An 18490-nucleotide genomic window follows, 5' to 3' on the forward strand; every position below is an offset into this window, starting at 1 on the left:
CGGGCGCCATATCTCGACAGTGCAGGGCGAGTCTGCTAGCGATCACAAAACCGAGCTAAACCCCGCAGAAACGGGCCTTTACGGCTTTTTGTTACAGTAAAAATAAGCGGCCTCTGAATAGCTGATTTACCTGACTCTGAAGTCGGAAACACAGATTGATACTCGAGTGCAACCGTGCGTAGCGTTTCGGGTGATGTTGAGGGCGGTTTAGGCTAGAATGCACGGCCTCAAAGCACACCCCTTCCCGAGGCTGTCCCGAAGATGTTGATCCTGCGCGGCGCTCCTGCCCTTTCTGCCTTTCGCCACAGCAAACTCCTTGAGCAACTGAGCCAGAAGGTTCCAGCTGTCAGTGGCCTGTATGCTGAATTCGCTCACTTCGCCGAAGTCACCGGCGTCCTGACCGGCGACGAACAGCAGGTGCTAGCGCGCCTTCTGAAGTACGGTCCAAGTGTTCCGGTTCAAGAGCCGACCGGCCGTCTGTTTCTGGTGTTGCCGCGTTTCGGCACCATCTCGCCATGGTCGAGCAAGGCCAGCGACATCGCCCGCAACTGCGGCCTGAACAAGATCCAGCGTCTGGAGCGCGGTATCGCCTTCTACGTTGCCGGTCAGTTCAGCGAAGCCGAAGCCCGGCAGATTGCCGACGTGCTGCATGACCGCATGACCCAGATCGTGCTGGCCAACCTCGAACAGGCCGCCGGTCTGTTCAGCCACGCCGAGCCGAAGCCGCTGACCGCAATCGACATCCTCGGTGGCGGTCGCGCCGCGCTGGAAAAAGCCAACACCGAGCTGGGCCTGGCCCTGGCTGAAGACGAAATCGACTATCTGGTCGACGCCTTCAACGGCTTGAAGCGCAACCCGCACGACATTGAACTGATGATGTTCGCCCAGGCCAACTCCGAGCACTGCCGCCACAAGATCTTCAACGCCAGTTGGGATATTGATGGTGAGAACCAGGAAAAAAGCCTGTTCGGCATGATCAAGAACACCTACGTGATGCACAGCGAAGGCGTTCTGTCGGCTTATAAGGACAACGCCTCGGTGATCGTCGGCAACGTCGCCGGCCGTTTCTTCCCGAATCCTGAAACCCGCCAGTACGGCGCGGTGCAGGAGCCAGTGCACATCCTGATGAAGGTTGAAACCCATAACCACCCGACCGCGATCGCCCCGTTCCCGGGCGCATCGACCGGTTCCGGCGGCGAGATCCGTGACGAAGGTGCCACCGGCCGTGGCGCCAAGCCAAAGGCTGGCCTGACCGGTTTCACTGTATCCAACCTGCAGATCCCGGGCTTCGAACAGCCGTGGGAAGTGCCGTACGGCAAGCCTGAGCGCATCGTCACCGCGCTGGACATCATGATCGAAGGCCCGCTCGGCGGCGCCGCGTTCAACAACGAATTCGGTCGTCCGGCGCTGACTGGCTACTTCCGTACCTTCGAACAATCGATCACCACCCCGCACGGTGACGAAGTTCGCGGTTACCACAAGCCGATCATGCTCGCTGGCGGCATGGGCAACATCCGCGAAGAACACGTCAAGAAAGGCGAGATCGTCGTTGGCTCCAAGCTGATCGTTCTCGGCGGCCCGGCGATGTTGATTGGTCTGGGTGGCGGCGCCGCTTCCTCGATGGCCACCGGCACCAGCTCGGCGGATCTCGACTTCGCTTCCGTGCAGCGTGAAAACCCTGAAATGGAGCGTCGCTGCCAGGAAGTCATCGACCGTTGCTGGCAACTGGGTGACAAGAACCCGATCAGCTTCATCCACGACGTGGGTGCGGGCGGTCTGTCCAACGCCTTCCCGGAACTGGTCAACGACGGCGACCGCGGTGGCCGTTTCGAACTGCGCAACATTCCCAACGACGAGCCGGGCATGGCCCCGCACGAAATCTGGTCCAACGAATCCCAGGAACGTTACGTTCTGGCGGTCGGCCCGGAAGACTTCGAGCGCTTCCAGGCGATCTGCGAACGTGAGCGTTGCCCGTTTGCCGTTGTTGGTGAAGCCACCGCTGAACCGCAACTGACCGTGACCGACAGCCACTTCGGCAACAACCCGGTGGACATGCCACTGGAAGTGTTGCTGGGCAAAGCCCCGCGCATGCACCGTTCGGTGGTTCGTGAAGCCGAGCTGGGCGATGACTTCGATCCGTCGAACCTCGACATCAGCGAGTCCATCGAACGTGTTCTGCATCACCCGGCCGTGGCGAGCAAAAGCTTCCTGATCACCATCGGCGACCGCACCATCACCGGCCTCGTGGCCCGTGACCAAATGGTCGGCCCGTGGCAGGTTCCGGTGGCCGACGTTGCCGTCACCGCCACCAGTTTTGATGTCTACACCGGTGAAGCGATGGCGATGGGCGAGCGTACTCCGCTGGCATTGCTGGACGCTCCGGCGTCGGGCCGCATGGCCATCGGCGAAACCCTGACCAACATCGCTGCTTCGCGCATCAACAGGATCTCCGACATCAAACTGTCGGCGAACTGGATGTCCGCTGCCGGCCACCCGGGCGAAGACGCGCGTCTGTACGACACCGTGAAAGCGGTCGGTATGGAACTGTGCCCTGAGCTGGGCATCACCATTCCGGTGGGCAAGGACTCGATGTCCATGGCCACCCGTTGGAACGACAACGGCGAAGAAAAAACCGTGACCTCGCCGATGTCGCTGATCGTGACCGGTTTCGCGCCAGTGGCTGACATCCGTCAGACCCTGACCCCGGAACTGCGCATGGACAAGGGCACCACCGACCTGATCCTGATCGACCTCGGTCGCGGGCAGAACCGTATGGGTGCTTCGATTCTTGCTCAGACACACGGCAAACTTGGCAAACACGCGCCGGACGTCGATGACGCCGAAGACCTGAAAGCCTTCTTCGCGGTGATCCAGGGCCTCAACGCCGACGGTCACCTGCTGGCTTACCACGACCGCTCCGACGGTGGTCTGCTGACCTCCGTGGTGGAAATGGCCTTCGCCGGCCACTGCGGTCTGAGCCTGAACCTCGACAGCGTTGCCGAGTCCTCGGCAGAAATCGCTGCGATCCTGTTCAACGAAGAACTGGGTGCAGTGATCCAGGTTCGTCAGGACGCCACGCCAGACATTCTCGCGCAGTTCAGCGCGGCCGGTCTGGGCGACTGCGTGTCGGTGATCGGTCAGCCGATCAACAATGGCCAGATCAACATCACCTTCAACGGTGACACCGTGTTCGAAGGCCAGCGTCGTCTGCTGCAACGTACCTGGGCTGAAACCAGCTACCAGATCCAGCGTCTGCGCGACAACGCCGACTGCGCCGAGCAAGAGTTCGACGTGCTGCTGGAAGAAGACAACCCGGGCCTGAGCGTCAAGCTCAGCTACGACGTCAACCAGGACATCGCCGCGCCTTACATCAAGAAAGGCATCCGCCCACAGGTTGCCGTGCTGCGTGAGCAGGGCGTCAACGGTCAGGTGGAAATGGCCGCTGCGTTCGACCGCGCCGGTTTCAACGCGATCGACGTGCACATGAGCGATATTCTCGCTGGCCGTGTCGACCTGAACGAGTTCAAAGGTCTGGTGGCCTGCGGTGGTTTCTCCTATGGCGACGTGCTCGGCGCCGGTGAAGGCTGGGCCAAGTCGGCGCTGTTCAACAGCCGCGCCCGTGATGCCTTCCAGGGCTTCTTCGAGCGTAACGACAGCTTCACCCTCGGCGTGTGCAACGGTTGCCAGATGATGTCCAACCTGCACGAACTGATCCCGGGCAGCGAGTTCTGGCCGCACTTCGTGCGCAACCGCTCCGAGCAGTTCGAAGCGCGCGTGGCGATGGTGCAGATCCAGGAATCGAACTCGATCTTCCTGCAAGGCATGGCCGGTTCGCGTATGCCGATCGCCATCGCTCACGGTGAAGGTCACGCCGAGTTCTCCAGCGAAGAAGCCCTGCTGGAAGCCGATCTGTCCGGTTGCGTGGCGATGCGTTTCGTCGACAACCATGGCAAGGTCACCGAGCGTTATCCGGCCAACCCGAACGGTTCGCCGCGCGGGATTACCGGTCTCACCAGCCGTGATGGCCGTGTGACGATCATGATGCCGCACCCGGAGCGTGTGTTCCGTGCCGTGCAGAACTCGTGGCGTTCGGAAGACTGGAACGAGGACGCACCTTGGATGCGTATGTTCCGTAATGCGCGCGTCTGGGTGAACTAAGGCCTGTGTACAAGCTCGCTTTTTTTGTTCCTGACAGTCATGTCGAGGTGGTCAAGGGGGCTGTGTTCGCTGCGGGTGGTGGGCGGATCGGTGACTATGACCACTGTGCTTGGCAGGTGCTTGGGTCTGGTCAGTTTCGGCCTTTGGACGGGAGTCAGCCGTTCATTGGTGAGACGGGGCAGGTTGAGCGGGTTGAGGAGTGGAAGGTTGAGCTTGTGGTGGCGGATGAGTTGATCGTTGCTGTTGTGGCGGCGTTGAAGCTCAGTCATCCGTACGAGACACCGGCTTATGAAGTGTGGCGGCTGGAAGATTTCTGATCTTTCTTGCTGCTGAAACAGGAAACCCGCAGATGAGTGATTGTCTGCGGGTTTTTTGTTGCCCCCCCCCGATTTTCCGGGCGATGGGAATCCAATGTGGGAGCGAGCCTGCTCGCGAAGGCGCCGGCTCAGGCAATAATGTTCTGACTGACCGAGTACATATCCATTGCTGCGGTAACGGCTTCTTAGGGTTCCGCCCTTACGGCGGGTCACCTTTTCCAAACGCCGAAAAGGTAACCGAAAAGGCTTGCCCCAACGTTCGGCCCACTCGCTAAAGCTCGGGGTTCCTTCGCTCCGGGATCTATCCGGGCGCATCGCCTACGGTTTGCTTCGCTGCACCTCCTCTCGATGCATTTGGCTGCGCCAAACGGTCGCTGCGCTCCCACCCCCGGATAAATCCCTCCACTCAGCCTGACGACGGGGCCGGTGGATCAAGATCAAGAGCTGCAGCCGAGCTAACGCTCATCCTGTTGAGTGGTGAGGAGCACGGGGTGTTCGGCTTTTGATTTGTGTTGGAGCTGCCCCTCACCCCAGCCCTCTCCCGAGGGAGAGGGGGCCGATTTTTGGGCTTTTCAGGATATGAGTTCGACTCGGTATTCACGTCGGCGTACATCCACCAAACACCTCGGTCAGTCCCTCTCCCTCGGGAGAGGGCTAGGGTGAGGGGCTTTTGATCTGTTTCAGAATCTGAATTCGACTCGGTATTTCACGTCTGCGTACATCCACCAAACCCCTCGGTCAGTCCCTCTCCCTCGGGAGAGGGCTAGGGTGAGGGGCTTTTGATCTGTTTCAGAATCTGAATTCGACTCGGTATTTCACGTCGGCGTACATCCACCAAACCCCTCGGTCAGTCCCCTCTCCCTCTGGGAGAGGGCTAGGGTGAGGGGCTTTTGATCTGTTTCAGAATCTGTGCAGTGGTCAACTAATTCCGGACACCTCGATAGGTGGTTCTGACGCCATCGCCCGCTCATAGACGGTCGGTGGCAGATATCCCAGTTTCGAGTGCAGCCGTTCGTTGTTATAAAACCCAACGATGTACTCGGTGATGTCGCGGATCGCTTCAGCATGGTTGGCGTAGTCACGTCGCCATACCCGCTCCATTTTCAAACTCAGGAAGAAGCGTTCCATCACCGCATTGTCCCAGCAATTACCTTTACGGCTCATGCTCTGCTGCATGTCGTTTCTTGCCAGTAACTCTCTGTAAGTTGCACTTGCGTATTGACTGCCCCGATCTGAGTGGGCAATCAAGCCTGGTGGCGGTTGACGCTGCGCGATAGCCAGTTGCATCGCGGTGCACACCAGCTCTGCCGGCATGTTCGGAGCCATCGACCAGCCCACTATCTTGCGCGAGAACAAGTCCAATACTACGGCCAGATACAACCAGCCACTGCGGGTGCGGATATAGGTGATGTCGGCTACCCAGGCCTTGTTTGGCGCTACTGGATCAAATTTTCTGTTCAGTACATTCTCTGCAATCGGCAGGTCATGATTACTATCGGTTGTGTGTACAAACTTGCGCTTCCAGGCTGAACGCAGTCCGTTAGCCCGCATCAATCGACGGATTTTATACAGCCCGACAAGCATGCCTTTACCGCGCAAAGCGTCGCGCAAAGGGCGGCTGCCGTAGCAGCCTCCACTCTCGGCGAAAGACGCCTTGAGTTGCACAAGAACAGGACAACTCTGCCGCACAGGCGCATCGGCACGCTTCTGAGACTCATAGAAGCCTGAACGACTAATGCTCAGCAACCGACAGACATGTGCCACTGAGTAAGCCTTCTGTTGCAGCTGCCGAACCAGTCGATACCTTACTTCAGCTCGCGGGCAAAGAAGGCGGTAGCCTTTTTTAAGATGTCGTTATCCATCTTGAGCTGCCGATTTTCTTGTTCCAATTGCCGGATGCGCTGCTGTTCCGCCGTCAATGGCTTGCCGATTCCGGCCTGCCCCAGTTGCTCTGCCTCGTATTGCTGCACCCAGCGTCGAACGGCTGTCTCACCAATGTTCAGATCTTGGCAAACCTGCACAACGGTCAGTCCCTGATCCTTGATCATCTTCACGACTTGCAGCTTGAAGCTGTCGTCGAATGCCCTGCGTTTTTTAGTCATGAATAACTCCTCGATAGATGTATTTTCCACCTATCGGGGTGTCCGGGGAAATTAGACCACTGCACTGAATTCGACTCGGTATTTCACGTCGGCGAACATCCACCAACCCCCCCGGTCAGTCCCCTCTCCCTCTGGGAGAGGGCTAGGGTGAGGGTTTGCTTTTGGCTGTTTAATGAAGTGTCGAATAGCCAGAACCTTCCCACAAGGTTTTCAGGTTGTCCGTCGGACGCCCGCTCTCTAGTCTTTGCCTGTCGCTGCCAATTCAGCGACCGGGCGTGAGATCCCCGGAATGCTTGCAACTAGCGCCAACACCACGATAATTGGCGCCAGCTCAATCTGCTGCCTGTTTTATGGCGGCTGTGTGCGGGCAGACTTCGGTCTGGCCGGTTGCCTGCTCCGGTGGATCTCACCCTGCACATAGCTGCCACCTCTTCGCCGCGTGAGATCCGGCGAACGATGGCATCACCACTTGCAGTAGCAGGAGTTGAACTTTGGACAAACTGATCCCCGACCCTCCCCACGAAACCAAAACCCCACTCGAAGAAGCCCTCCGCGCCGAAGACCAGGCCCGAAACCGCGAAGCCATCAAACGCGCCCTCGACTTCTACCTGTGCCCCGAACCCGCAAAGCCTCGCCGACCGAGCACCATGTTCATGGTTTGCCCAGAGGTCGACACCGAAAGCCTGCTCGTCCACGCTTGCGAGTCATTAGCCTCGGCAAGTACCGCGTCCGGCAACTTCGCCAATGAGCTAAACGGTTCTCAGCGCAGCACCGTATTAGGCATCCAGCAAATCGTCATGCTTGCCGAGCTGGCGGTAAATCGCGTTCTGGATCGGGTAGACCCGCAAACCTGATCTATACGGAGACATCGCAAACAGGCTCGCCCCATTTGGATAGGGGCGAGCCTGCTCAAGCGCATGACTGTGCAGATTGACGTTAGTGGCCCAATCTCAGTGGCAGATGTGGCGTTGAGCGTTCATCGGAAACACTCCTTAACCTGTAATTTCTGACAGTGGCGCGATACCTCCAACTCCTGTCAGATAAGCCTTCCATCCAAAGCTGGTAAGAAGGAACTTAGCTATGTCTGTTGAAAAAAATGGTGTGCCAACAATCACCTCTGTGAAAGACGATAAGGGCTTGGAGATTCCCAACGGTGGCGCCACCTCGGCAACTTCTGTGCACTTGAGCGGGTTTGCAGTTACCGGAGAAAAAGTTGAAATCTTAGACGGTGCTGTTTTGAAGGGGCAAGTAATCGCCAGTGTTGAAGGATACTGGGCTTTGCTCCTGACGGGTCTGATGCAGGGTATGCATTCGATTACGGCCAAAGGAAGCGCTGGTACTTCACCGGTGCGTAGTTTTATCGTTTCGGCAGCGAAGTAACACGATAAAAAAAGCCGCCGGGCTTGATAGCCCGGCGGCTTTTCATGGCTCAGTAAGACTGTTGGATTTTTACTGCGGGTAAAACCTTCGCACTTGGCTCACTACGATTGAGCAGAGCTTCAAGTGCTCCACTCAAACTCGCAGCTTTGTCACCCACTAACAAGTGCCAAACCCCACCCTCCAACTGGCTGACACCCTGACAACCCAGCTCTTTCAACTGCGCGTCGGACAGAGCCTTGCCATCTGCCAGCAACAAGCGAATCCGGCTCATGGCAATGCAATCCAGTTGCAGCACGTTGTCGCCGCCACCCAGTGCATTCAGCCATTGCTGCGCTTCCGAACTCGCGACCACAAAAGCTTTCGGCTCATCAGCAACACCAGCTGTTTCAACCAGAACCGCACGCCCCAGTGAAGGCATGGCGAGGCGAATCTCATCGGCAATACTGTCCGCCATCGGCCCGACAACCACCTGCAAACTTCCACCCTTGCCCGGACGCACAACCGCCATCGCACCCAGCGCTTTCAGCTCAGCATCCGACGCCTTGTTGCGATCGACCATCTCCAGTCGCAACCGCGTAGTGCAGGCGCCAACGGTGACCAAATTCTCCGCCCCACCCAATGCCTTGATGTAAGCACCGGCGCGTTCGTTCTCAGTCAGTACGGCTTTTTCACTGACCGCTACATCCTCGCGCCCCGGCGTCTTCAGATTGAAGCGACGAATACAGAAATCAAACACCGCGTAATACACCACGGCATAGGCCAGCCCGACTGGAATCACCAGCCAGCCATTGGTGGAACGCCCCCAACCCAGCACCATGTCGATGAAACCGCCGGAGAAGGTGAAGCCGAGGTGGATGTTCAACGCATTGGTAATCGCCATCGACAACCCGGTCAGCAGCGCATGCAGCAGATACAACAGCGGCGCCAGAAACATGAAGGCGAATTCGATCGGCTCAGTCACCCCGGTCAAAAACGACGTCAATGCCATCGACAGGAAAATCCCGCCCATCACCTTGCGGCGTTCCGGTAGGGCATTGCGGTACATCGCCAGACACGCCGCCGGCAAACCGAAGATCATCATCGGGAACATGCCGGTCATGAACTGGCCGCCCTTCGGATCGCCGGCGAAGTAGCGCGACAGGTCGCCGGTTACCAGCGCACCGGTGGTTGGGTCGGTGAAGTTGCCGAACACAAACCACGCCATGTTGTTGAGGATGTGGTGCAGGCCGGTGACGATCAACAGGCGGTTGAACACACCAAACACGAACGCGCCGAGGCTGCCGCTTTCCATCATCAAGGCGCCGAAGCTGTTGATGCCATGCTGGATTGGCGGCCAGATATAGCCGAACACCACACCGAGGCCGACCGCTGCAAACCCGGTGACAATCGGCACAAAGCGTCGTCCGCCGAAGAACGCCAGATACTCCGGCAGCTTGATGTCCTTGAAGCGGTTGTACAGCGCGCCGGCCATCAGGCCGCTGACGATGCCGGCGAGCATGCCCATGTTGATGCTCGCGTCGAGCACCTTCAGCGTGGAGATCATCACCAGATAACCGATCACCCCGGCGAGGCCGGCGGTGCCGTTGTTGTCCTTGGCGAAACCGACGGCGATGCCGATGGCGAAGATCATCGCCAGGTTGGCGAAGATCACTTGGCCGGCGTCGTGGATGATCGCGATGTTCAGCAGGTCGGTGTCACCCAGGCGCAGGAGCAAGCCGGCAATCGGCAGGATTGCGATCGGCAGCATCAGCGCACGGCCAAGGCGTTGCAGGCCTTCAATGAAGAGTTGGTACATGGCGTTTGTCCTTGTTGTTTTTGTTAGCGCAGAGGCCAATGTTGATGACAGGCATGGCGCACGGCGGCGGCGCTGCTCAACTTGAGCAGGTCGCGGCTGAGGCGCTGGCACTCGGCCTCGTGCACCTGGCGCACGCGATCCTTTATTTCGCCGATCTGCACCGGGCTGACCGACAGTTCGGTAACGCCCAGACCGATCAACACTGGCGTCGCCAGCGGATCAGAGGCGAGGGCGCCGCACACGCCAACCCATCGCTTGTGCACTGCCGCGCCTTCGCAGGTCATGGCGATCAGGCGCAGCAGCGCCGGGTGCAGGGCGTCGACGCGGGCGGCCAGACCTGCGTGGTCGCGGTCCATGGCCAGGGTGTATTGCGACAGATCGTTGGTGCCGATCGAGAGGAAGTCAGCGTGTTCGGCGAGTTGTTCGGCCTGCAGCGCGGCGGCGGGGACTTCGATCATCACGCCGATTTCCGGGCGCTGGCTCACGCCCAGTTCGATGCACAAGGTATCGACGCGTTGACGAATGTGCAGCAGCTCATCGACTTCGGTAACCATTGGCAACAGGATTCGGCAGCGACGCAGCGGGCTGACTTGCAGCAGCGCGCGCAGTTGCAGGTCGAGGATTTCCGGACGCGCCTGAGCCAGGCGAATGCCGCGCAGGCCGAGTACCGGGTTGGCTTCGATCGGCAGCGGCAGGTAGTCGAGTTGTTTGTCGCCGCCGACGTCGATGGTGCGGATGATCACTGACTTGTTGCCCATCGCATCGATCACGGCTTGATAGGCGCTGCGTTGCTCTTCGACGTCCGGAGCGGTCTGACGATCAACGAATAAAAACTCGGTGCGCAGCAGGCCGACACCATCGGCACCGTTGGCAAAGGCATCTGCCGCTTCACCGCTGGAAGCGACATTGCCGACGACTTCGATGTGCACGCCATTTCGCGTTTCGGCTGGCAGGTGAGCTTTGGCCTGCTGCGCGTCGCGACGTTGCTGGCGATCAATTTGCATCTGTTGAACTTCAGCCAGACGATCGGCATTCGGTGTCAGTTCGAGACGTCCACCGTCAGCATCGAGCACCACCGAATGACCTTGCGGCTGATCAAGCAATGCCGAACCCAGCGCCACCATGCACGGCAGCCCTTTGCCGCGCGCCAGAATCGCCACATGCGAAGTCGCGCCACCCGCGGCCATGCACAACCCGGCGACACCCTGCGCGCTGAGTTGCAGCAGATCCGACGGTGTCAGCTCATGCGCCGCGACGATGGCGCCGGCCGGCACGTCGTAATTCCACGCCTCACCGAGCAACGCACGTAGCACGCGTTGTTTGAGGTCGCGCAGATCGTTGGCGCGTTCGGCCAGCAGCGCGCTGCCGGTGTGTTGCAAGACTTCGCATTGCACATCGATCGACTGGCTCCAGGCGTGAGTCGCCGCAGAACCTCGCTCGATGGATTGCTGTGCAGCGTCGAGCAGCGCCGGGTCTTCGAGCAGTGCCAGATGCGCGGCAAAGATTGCTTCTTCGTCGGCATTCTTGTGCTTTTTTGCTTGGGCGAGGGTGCCGTCGATTTCACTGCGCACCTGATTCAGTGCAGTGTCGAGCGCCTGCAGTTGTTGTAACGGATCATGGTTGCCCGCATCCGTTGGCAAACTGATCGCGTTCAAACGAAACAGCGGCCCGCCGACCAGTCCTGGCGCAGCGCAGACACCGTGTAATACGCCAGCTTCGGCCGGGCGTTTAATAGCGGCAACATTGACCGGCGCCGCAGCGTGATGATCATCCGGGAGCGCCGTGGCCAATGCTGTGAGCAATGCTTGCAACGCCGCTTCGGCATCCGGCCCCTGACAGCTGACCTGCACTTCATCCTGCTCGCCAACCGCCAGGCCCATCAGGCCGATCAGGCTGTTGCACGGCGCCGATTTACCGGCGAAGTGCAGCTGAGACTGGCTCTTGAAACCTTGCGCAGTCTGCCGAATCAACGCGGCCGGGCGTGCATGCAAACCACCGCGATGAGCCACCAGCACATGACCATGAACCTCCGGCCCGCCGACGACTTCAGCGCTCGCCGCCGAACCGTTGCGCGCCATAATGTGCAGCAACGGCTCGCCAACCTTCACCGCTTTGAGCGTGATCGGGCGTACCTGGAAATCCTGACTGTTGGTCAGGATCAACAGGCTGACGAGGCTTTTGCATTGCTGGCCGACCTTGTCGAGGTCGTAGCGCAACAACGGCTGACCCTTGGTTACGCGAACACCTTCCTTGACCAGCATCGAGAAACCCTCGCCGTTCAGTTCAACGGTGTCGAGGCCTAGATGCAGAAGAATCTCCGCACCATTATCGGCACGTACAGTAAGCGCATGACCGGTGCGCGCGACGTGAATGATCACTCCGGCGCACGGCGAGTACAGGGTGTCGTTGATCGGGTCGATGGCAATGCCGTCGCCCATCGCGCCGCTGGCGAACACCGCGTCCGGGACTTTGGCGAGCGTGAGCACCGGGCCGCTGAGCGGGGCGCTGAGGGTCAGCTCTTTATTGTTGTTGTGCATGGCTCGGTCTCATCGGTTAAATCTCGGTTCGATGTCCCTGTAGGAGCTGCCGAAGGCTGCGATCTTTTGATCTTGTTTTTTTGGATCAAAATCAAAAGATCGCAGCCTTCGGCAGCTCCTACAGGCTTGCTTCAATTAGTGCGTGCGGGTCACTTTGCTCAGGTGGCGCGGCTGATCCGGGTCCATGCCACGGGCCACGGCCAAACCGGCGGCCATCACGTAGAAACTCTGGATCGCCAGAATCGGATCGAGGGCCGGGTGCTCGGCGCGGGTCAGGGTCAGATCGCGTTCGCTCACGTCGTCCGGCGCGGCCAGCAACACGCGGGCGCCGCGTTGACGCATTTCTGCCGCCAGACTCAACAGACCAGCCTGCTCGGCGCCGCGTGGGGCGAAGACCAGCAACGGATAGTGTTCGTCGATCAGCGCCATCGGGCCGTGACGGACTTCGGCGCTGCTGAACGCTTCGGCCTGAATCGCCGAGGTTTCCTTGAATTTCAGCGCCGCTTCCTGAGCGATGGCGAAACCGGCACCACGACCAATGACCATCAAGCGCTCGCAATCGCGCAGGGCTTCAATGGCCACGCTCCAGTCCTGTTTCGCCGCTTCGCGCAGGCCTTCGGGCAGGGCGTTACCGGCCTCAAGCAATTCGCTGTCCTCTTTCCAGTGCGCGATCAAACGAGCGCTGGCGCTGAGGGTGGCGATAAAACTCTTGGTCGCGGCGACGCTGCTTTCAGTGCCGGCGAGCAGCGGCACGCTGAATTCACACGCCGCTTCCAGTGGCGAATCGGCGGCGTTGACCATCGACACACTGAGCGCGCCACGCTTGCGCAGCAGACGCAGGCTGTTGACCAGATCCGGGCTCTGCCCCGATTGCGAAAAGGCGAACGCGACCTGACCACTGACCTTCAATGGCGCCTGCTGCATGGTCACCACCGACATCGGCAACGACGCCACCGGCACGCCCAGTTGCTGCATGGTCAGGTAGGCGAAGTAGCTCGCCGCGTGGTCGGAGCTGCCGCGCGCAACGGTCATCGCCACTTGCGGTGGCTGACGGCGCAGACGCCCGGCGATCTCGATCATTTGCGGGTCGAGCTGTTGCAGTTGGGCTTGCACAGCCTCGAACGAGGACAGCGCCTCCTCAAGCATTTTTGAAGTCAATGTCTTCTCCTTCGACCATGACGGCGGTCAGTGTGAGTGAGCGATCCAGCCGCACGCAGTCGGCCCAGGCACCCGGTTGCAAGCGCCCGCGTTCGGTGATGCCGAGGTAATCGGCGGGGAATTGCGACAGGCGCTGCGAGGCTTCGGCGATCGGCAAACCGATCTTCACCAGGTTGCGCAGGGCTTGATCCATGGTCAGGGTGCTGCCGGCCAAGGTGCCGTCGGGCAGGCGCACGCCGCCCAGGCATTTGGTCACGGTGTGGCTGCCGAGCTTGTATTCACCGTCGGGCATGCCGGCGGCAGCGGTCGAATCGGTCACGCAATACAGGCACGGGATCGAGCGCAGGGCCACGCGGATGGCGCCGGGGTGCACGTGCAGCAAATCCGGAATCAGCTCGGCGAATTTGGCGTGGGCCAGCGCAGCGCCGACGATGCCCGGTTCGCGGTGATGCAGCGGGCTCATGGCGTTGTAGAGGTGGGTGAAACTGGTCGCGCCGGCCTCCATTGCAGCGACGCCTTCCTCGTAGCTGCCAAGGGTGTGGCCGATCTGCATGCGCACGCCACGGCTGCTCAGCTCACGGATCAAACCGTCGTGGCCGGCGATTTCCGGGGCGATGGTGATCACCCGGATCGGCGCCAGTGCCAGATATTCTTCGACTTCGGCCATCAATGCGGTGTGGGCGAAGTTCGGTTGCGCACCGAGTTTGCCGGGGTTTATGTATGGGCCTTCGAGGTGGACGCCGAGGACCCGCGCGGCACCTTTCGGACGCTGTTCGCAGAACTCTCCGACTTCCTTCAACACGCTGGAGATCTCGGCGCTCGGCGCGGTCATGGTGGTGGCCAGCAGCGAAGTGGTGCCGAAGCGCACGTGGGTTCTGGTGATGGTCTCGAAGGCGCTGGCGCCTTCCATGATGTCTTTGCCACCACCGCCGTGGACGTGCAGATCGATGAAACCGGGCAGCAGATACGGCAGATCATTAGTTGCCGGATCGCAGGGTACGCCTTCGATCGACACGACTTTGCCGTGTTCGTGGATCAGCCGGCCGCGAATCCAGCCGCTGGCGGTGAGGATGTTGTCTTCGGACATTTTGGTTCTCGCTTGTGGCTGCGCTTATCGACGCAGCTCTTTATCGACGAAGCTCTTTATCTACGAAGCTCTGCAACAAAGTCGTAGTAGTCGTTGCGGCAATAGGTGTCGGTGACTTCGATCGGTGTGTTGTCTTCCAGATAACCGACCCGGGTCATCAGCAGCATCGCGGTGCCGGGGGCGATGCCGACCAGCGCGGCGAACTCGTCCGAGGCGTTGATCGCCTGGATGTGCTGCAGGGCGCGGACGATCGGCTTGCCGATGCCGTCGAGGTATTCGTAGAGCGAATCGCCGACCCGTTGCGGCTTGGGCATGATCGAGGCGGGCAGAGTGCTCATCTCGATGGCCATAACGGTGTCATCGGCTTTGCGCAGACGCTTCATGCGCGCGACCTTGTCGTTCGGCGACAGGCTGAGGCGGATCAGTTCTTCGTGAGTCGGCAGGGTGATTTCACGTTCCAGCCAGTGCGAGCTGGGTACGAAGCCCTTGAGGCGGAGCATTTCGCTGAAGCCCGAAAGGCGCGACAGCGGTTGTTCGAGGCGTGGGGTAATGAAGGTGCCGGAGCCTTGCAAGCGGCGGATCAAGCCTTGATCGAGGAGGACTTCCAGCGCCTTGCGCGCAGTCACTCGGGAGATGCCCAGTTGCTCGCTGAGGTTGCGTTCCGAGGGCATCGCCTGCTCGGACTTCCACTGCCCGGCATGAATCGCGGCTTCCAGATTGCGCGCCAGCTGCAGGTACAGCGGCGTCGGCTGGGAGTCGTCCGGGCGTAGGGTATGGAGGTCGTTCATGTAGGGCATTTCCGTCGCGAGTATAGGATTGTTGTGGCTCGCTTGTGGGGCGGAAATTAATACCACTTGAATACCATGTCAACGCGCGAAAATGGGCTTTGGCCCAGTAGGATGGCGGGTTTCAGGGGGTATGGTTTCAAGTGGTATTAGTGGTGGCCTGTAAAAAACAAAAGATCGCAGCCTGCGGCAGCGCCTACAGTTGAGAGTGGTATCACCTCTGTAGGAGCGGCCGCAGGCTGCGATCTTTTGATTTATTTTTTTGCGGGTGACCAGCGGTCGCTGGTTAAGGGCGGATTTCGACCATCGTGCCGTCTGGCACCAGATTCCACACTTCGCGCATGTCGACGTTACGCATGGCGACGCAGCCGTCCGTCCAGTCCAGGGTGTGGAACAGGTCTTCCGGGGTTTCTTCCGAATCCGGCGTGCCGTGGATCATGATCATCCCGCCGGGCTCGACGCCTTCACGTCGGGCGCGGGCCGAATCGCTGATGTTCGGGTAGGAGATGTGCATCGACAGATTGAATTTGTCGCTGGTCTTGCGCCAGTCGATCCAATAGAAACCTTCCGGCGTGCGTTTGTCGCCTTCTATCAGTTTCGGACCTTTTTTCGCGCCTTTGCCCAGAGAAATGCGATAGGTCTTCAGTGGCTTGCCATCGGCGATCAGTTGCAGTTGATGCGCCGATTTGAGTACCAGGATTTTCTCGATGAGCGGGGTATTCGCAGGCGTCACGGTGGTCACGAATGACGCTTGGGAGACGGTAACGAACGACAGGCAGAACAGGGCAAGCAACCAGCGCATTGAAACGATTCCCCAGGAATGAAGCAGATACATGATTTATAGGTGTTGTGCAGACGTGCTCGGGTTATCGGCTGGCCGGCGACGAAATCAAGTAATGGCAGGCTGAGCGAGCGGCGGAATCGATTCCGAACGAACCGGATACAGCTCAACACGCCGATCAGCGAAGAAGCATTCTAAGGTACGCCCCACCGTGCGGAAAGCCAGCTCATCCCAGGGAATGTCGGCTTCGTCGAATAGTTGCACTTCGAGGCTCTCGGGGCCGGCGGCAAAGTCCAGATCGACCAGTTCGGCACGGAAGAACACATGCACCTGACTGATGTGCGGCACATCGATCAGCGTGTAAATGCTCAGGTTGCGCACGCGGGCGCAGGCTTCTTCGGCGGTTTCGCGCACGGCGGCCTGTTCGATGGTCTCGCCGTTCTCCATGAATCCGGCGGGCAACGTCCAGTAACCGAGACGCGGCTCGATGGCGCGACGGCAGAGCAACACTTTGGTGCCCCAGGTCGGCACGCAGCCGGCGACGATATTGGGGTTCTGATAGTGAATGGTCTGACAGCTGTCACAGACAAATCGCAGCCGCGAATCGCCTTCGGGAATGCGCTGGGTGACCGGGTTACCGCAGTGGCTGCAAAATTTCATGCTGGGCTTCCTGAATGCTGCGCCTATCTTGGCGTGCAGCGGTGTCGGTCGGCAAGTTGTCGTTTCGCGACACGACGGGTTTCGGGGGCTTGGGCGCTCGCAATGATTGGTGCATGATGCAGGGTAAGGCACTGATCGAGAACACTCATGCTGGACGAGCTACTGCATAGGGTAAGCAACCACACACCGCGCACGCTGGAGACCGACACACGTTTCCCCGAGGCCGCCGTTCTGGTGCCGATCACCCGCAGTGACCAACCGGAACTGGTGCTGACCTTGCGTGCCAGCGGGCTCTCGACCCATGGCGGCGAAGTCGCCTTCCCCGGTGGGCGCCGCGATCCGGAAGACCCGGATTTGATCTTTACCGCGCTGCGTGAGGCTGAAGAAGAAATCGGCCTGCCGCCCGGACTCGTCGAAGTCATCGGCCCGCTCAGCCCACTGATCTCCCTGCACGGCATCAAGGTCACGCCTTATGTCGGCGTTATTCCCGATTTTGTCGAATACCGCGCCAACGATGCCGAGATTGCCGCGGTCTTCAGCGTGCCGCTGGAATTCTTCCGCAAAGACCCTCGCGAGCATACCCATCGCATCGACTATCAGGGCCGCAGTTGGTATGTGCCGAGCTATCGCTACGGCGATTTCAAGATCTGGGGCCTGACCGCGATCATGATCGTCGAGTTGATCAATCTGCTCTATGACGCCAAGATCAGTCTGCATCAACCACCGAAAAGCTTTATTGACACCTAAGCCATCGCTCGAATGGCCATCACACCGTGAGCCCTGAGGAAAACAAGATGAAATACCGCCTGGGCGACGCCCGTGTCGAGACCCACCCGCAGAGCTGGGTCGCCCCCAATGCCGTGCTGGTGGGCAAGGTCAAACTGGAAGAGGGCGCTAACGTCTGGTTCAACGCCGTACTGCGTGGCGATAACGAACTGATCCTGATCGGCAAGAACAGCAATGTGCAGGATGGCACGGTGATGCATACCGATATGGGCTTTCCGCTGACCATCGGTACCGGCGTGACCATCGGCCATAACGCCATGCTGCATGGCTGCACGGTCGGTGATTACAGCCTGATCGGCATTAATGCGGTGATTCTCAACGGCGCGAAGATCGGCAGGAACTGCATCATCGGCGCCAACTCGCTGATCGGCGAGGGCAAGGAAATTCCCGATGGTTCGCTGGTGATGGGCTCGCCGGGCAAAGTCGTGCGTGAGCTGACCGAGCCGCAGAAAAAGATGCTTGAGGCCAGCGCCGCGCACTATGTGCATAACTCGCAGCGTTATGCGCGCGATCTGGTTGAGCAGGAACAATGAACACGCCAGAAAGACCTGTAGCCTCGCCGTGCGTGAATATTTGTGCGCTGGATGAGGCTGACATCTGTACTGGCTGCCAGCGTACGGTCGAGGAAATCACCCGCTGGGGTCGCATGACCAACGACGAGCGCCGGGTGGTGTTGGGGTTGTGTCATGAGCGGGCGAAGGCGAGTGGGTTGGTTTGGATGATGCCGTCGTCGAAGTCGTGATCGGCTTGGGATGGCCCTCACCCTAACCCTCTCCCGGAGGGAGAGGGGACTGACCGGGTTGTTTGGACGAGTCACGCCGACCCGAAAATACCGCGTGGAACTCAGGTTTTGGAAAGCCCCCGATCGGCTCCCTTTCCCCTCGTCTGAAGGTGGAGGGAATGACCGGGTTGATTGTTCGGTCCGTACCGGCCTGCGTTCTCCA

The 18490-nt window shown here is 59.7% G+C and carries 15 protein-coding genes; 7 read left to right on the plus strand and 8 right to left on the minus strand.

The annotated features are described in order from the left end of the window. The first annotated feature begins 261 nt into the window (after positions 1-261). Positions 262-4158, plus strand: coding sequence for a phosphoribosylformylglycinamidine synthase (gene purL / locus VY732_RS05090; protein WP_331694831.1), 3897 nt, complete (start codon positions 262-264; stop codon positions 4156-4158). Between the two features lie 5 nt (positions 4159-4163). Then, positions 4164-4475: a Nif3-like dinuclear metal center hexameric protein gene (locus VY732_RS05095; protein ID WP_116028684.1), complete on the plus strand. Its 312-nt coding sequence runs from the start codon at positions 4164-4166 to the stop codon at positions 4473-4475. Positions 4476-5393: 918 nt separating this feature from the next. On the opposite strand, the gene VY732_RS05100 is transcribed toward VY732_RS05095, so the two are convergent. Next, a protein-coding gene (locus tag VY732_RS05100) for an IS3 family transposase (protein ID WP_331691757.1) occupies positions 5394-6577 on the minus strand; the annotation gives its coding sequence in 2 pieces (ribosomal slippage) (positions 5394-6313 and positions 6313-6577; 1185 coding nt in all). A 491-nt stretch (positions 6578-7068) separates the two neighbouring features. Between VY732_RS05100 and VY732_RS05105 the strand changes: the two genes are divergently transcribed. Beyond that, positions 7069-7431, plus strand: a complete 363-nt coding sequence (locus VY732_RS05105) for a DUF6124 family protein (protein WP_331694832.1) — start codon at positions 7069-7071, stop codon at positions 7429-7431. Positions 7432-7657: 226 nt separating this feature from the next. Beyond that, positions 7658-7957, plus strand: coding sequence for a hypothetical protein (locus tag VY732_RS05110; protein ID WP_331694833.1), 300 nt, complete (start codon positions 7658-7660; stop codon positions 7955-7957). A 49-nt stretch (positions 7958-8006) separates the two neighbouring features. On the opposite strand, the gene nagE is transcribed toward VY732_RS05110, so the two are convergent. From nagE to VY732_RS05145, 7 genes are all read right to left on the minus strand, one after another. Next, positions 8007-9752: an N-acetylglucosamine-specific PTS transporter subunit IIBC gene (gene nagE, locus VY732_RS05115; RefSeq protein WP_331694834.1), complete on the minus strand. Its 1746-nt coding sequence runs from the start codon at positions 9750-9752 to the stop codon at positions 8007-8009. Between the two features lie 23 nt (positions 9753-9775). Then, positions 9776-12289, minus strand: a complete 2514-nt coding sequence (gene ptsP / locus VY732_RS05120) for a phosphoenolpyruvate--protein phosphotransferase (RefSeq protein ID WP_331694835.1) — start codon at positions 12287-12289, stop codon at positions 9776-9778. A gap of 135 nt (positions 12290-12424) precedes the next feature. Then, positions 12425-13447 carry an SIS domain-containing protein gene (locus VY732_RS05125; protein WP_110721222.1) on the minus strand — a complete coding sequence of 341 codons (1023 nt, stop codon included), beginning with the start codon at positions 13445-13447 and terminating at the stop codon, positions 12425-12427. Beyond that, complete coding sequence (gene nagA / locus VY732_RS05130; RefSeq protein WP_123594928.1) at positions 13428-14534, minus strand: N-acetylglucosamine-6-phosphate deacetylase; 1107 nt, start codon at positions 14532-14534, stop codon at positions 13428-13430. The genes VY732_RS05125 and nagA overlap by 20 nt, the downstream gene beginning before the upstream one ends. Positions 14535-14590: 56 nt before the next feature. Continuing rightward, positions 14591-15322: a GntR family transcriptional regulator gene (locus VY732_RS05135; protein ID WP_077571250.1), complete on the minus strand. Its 732-nt coding sequence runs from the start codon at positions 15320-15322 to the stop codon at positions 14591-14593. 283 nt (positions 15323-15605) lie between these two features. After that, a complete protein-coding gene (locus tag VY732_RS05140) occupies positions 15606-16121 on the minus strand; it encodes a L,D-transpeptidase family protein (RefSeq protein ID WP_331694836.1) in 516 nt (171 codons plus the stop codon). Positions 16122-16208: 87 nt separating this feature from the next. Further along, positions 16209-16760 carry an NUDIX hydrolase gene (locus VY732_RS05145; protein ID WP_331694837.1) on the minus strand — a complete coding sequence of 184 codons (552 nt, stop codon included), beginning with the start codon at positions 16758-16760 and terminating at the stop codon, positions 16209-16211. 147 nt (positions 16761-16907) lie between these two features. Between VY732_RS05145 and VY732_RS05150 the strand changes: the two genes are divergently transcribed. From VY732_RS05150 to VY732_RS05160, 3 genes are read left to right on the plus strand one after another with little or no spacing between them, the layout of a single operon-like run. Continuing rightward, positions 16908-17507: a CoA pyrophosphatase gene (locus tag VY732_RS05150; RefSeq protein WP_077571253.1), complete on the plus strand. Its 600-nt coding sequence runs from the start codon at positions 16908-16910 to the stop codon at positions 17505-17507. A 47-nt stretch (positions 17508-17554) separates the two neighbouring features. Next, positions 17555-18079 (plus strand): gamma carbonic anhydrase family protein, encoded by a 525-nt coding sequence (locus tag VY732_RS05155; protein ID WP_331694838.1) that lies wholly within the window; start codon positions 17555-17557, stop codon positions 18077-18079. Beyond that, on the plus strand, positions 18076-18288 hold the full coding sequence (locus VY732_RS05160) for a DUF1289 domain-containing protein (RefSeq protein WP_331694839.1): 213 nt from the start codon (positions 18076-18078) through the stop codon (positions 18286-18288). Before VY732_RS05155 ends, VY732_RS05160 begins: the two co-directional genes overlap by 4 nt. The last annotated feature ends 202 nt before the right edge of the window (positions 18289-18490 follow it).

Origin of the sequence: Pseudomonas sp. ZY71, assembly GCF_036542145.1 — a bacterium.
GTDB lineage: Bacteria > Pseudomonadota > Gammaproteobacteria > Pseudomonadales > Pseudomonadaceae > Aquipseudomonas > Aquipseudomonas koreensis_A.

Excerpts from the sequence above, each read along its gene's own strand:
- purL (WP_331694831.1), top strand. The coding sequence starts at position 262 with ATGTTGATCCTGCGCGGCGCTCCTGCCCTTTCTGCCTTTCGCCACAGC.
- VY732_RS05110 (WP_331694833.1), top strand. The coding sequence starts at position 7,658 with ATGTCTGTTGAAAAAAATGGTGTGCCAACAATCACCTCTGTGAAAGAC.
- nagE (WP_331694834.1), bottom strand. The coding sequence starts at position 9,752 with ATGTACCAACTCTTCATTGAAGGCCTGCAACGCCTTGGCCGTGCGCTG.
- ptsP (WP_331694835.1), bottom strand. The coding sequence starts at position 12,289 with ATGCACAACAACAATAAAGAGCTGACCCTCAGCGCCCCGCTCAGCGGC.
- nagA (WP_123594928.1), bottom strand. The coding sequence starts at position 14,534 with ATGTCCGAAGACAACATCCTCACCGCCAGCGGCTGGATTCGCGGCCGG.
- VY732_RS05135 (WP_077571250.1), bottom strand. The coding sequence starts at position 15,322 with ATGAACGACCTCCATACCCTACGCCCGGACGACTCCCAGCCGACGCCG.
- VY732_RS05140 (WP_331694836.1), bottom strand. The coding sequence starts at position 16,121 with ATGCGCTGGTTGCTTGCCCTGTTCTGCCTGTCGTTCGTTACCGTCTCC.
- VY732_RS05145 (WP_331694837.1), bottom strand. The coding sequence starts at position 16,760 with ATGAAATTTTGCAGCCACTGCGGTAACCCGGTCACCCAGCGCATTCCC.
- VY732_RS05150 (WP_077571253.1), top strand. The coding sequence starts at position 16,908 with ATGCTGGACGAGCTACTGCATAGGGTAAGCAACCACACACCGCGCACG.
- VY732_RS05155 (WP_331694838.1), top strand. The coding sequence starts at position 17,555 with ATGAAATACCGCCTGGGCGACGCCCGTGTCGAGACCCACCCGCAGAGC.
- VY732_RS05160 (WP_331694839.1), top strand. The coding sequence starts at position 18,076 with ATGAACACGCCAGAAAGACCTGTAGCCTCGCCGTGCGTGAATATTTGT.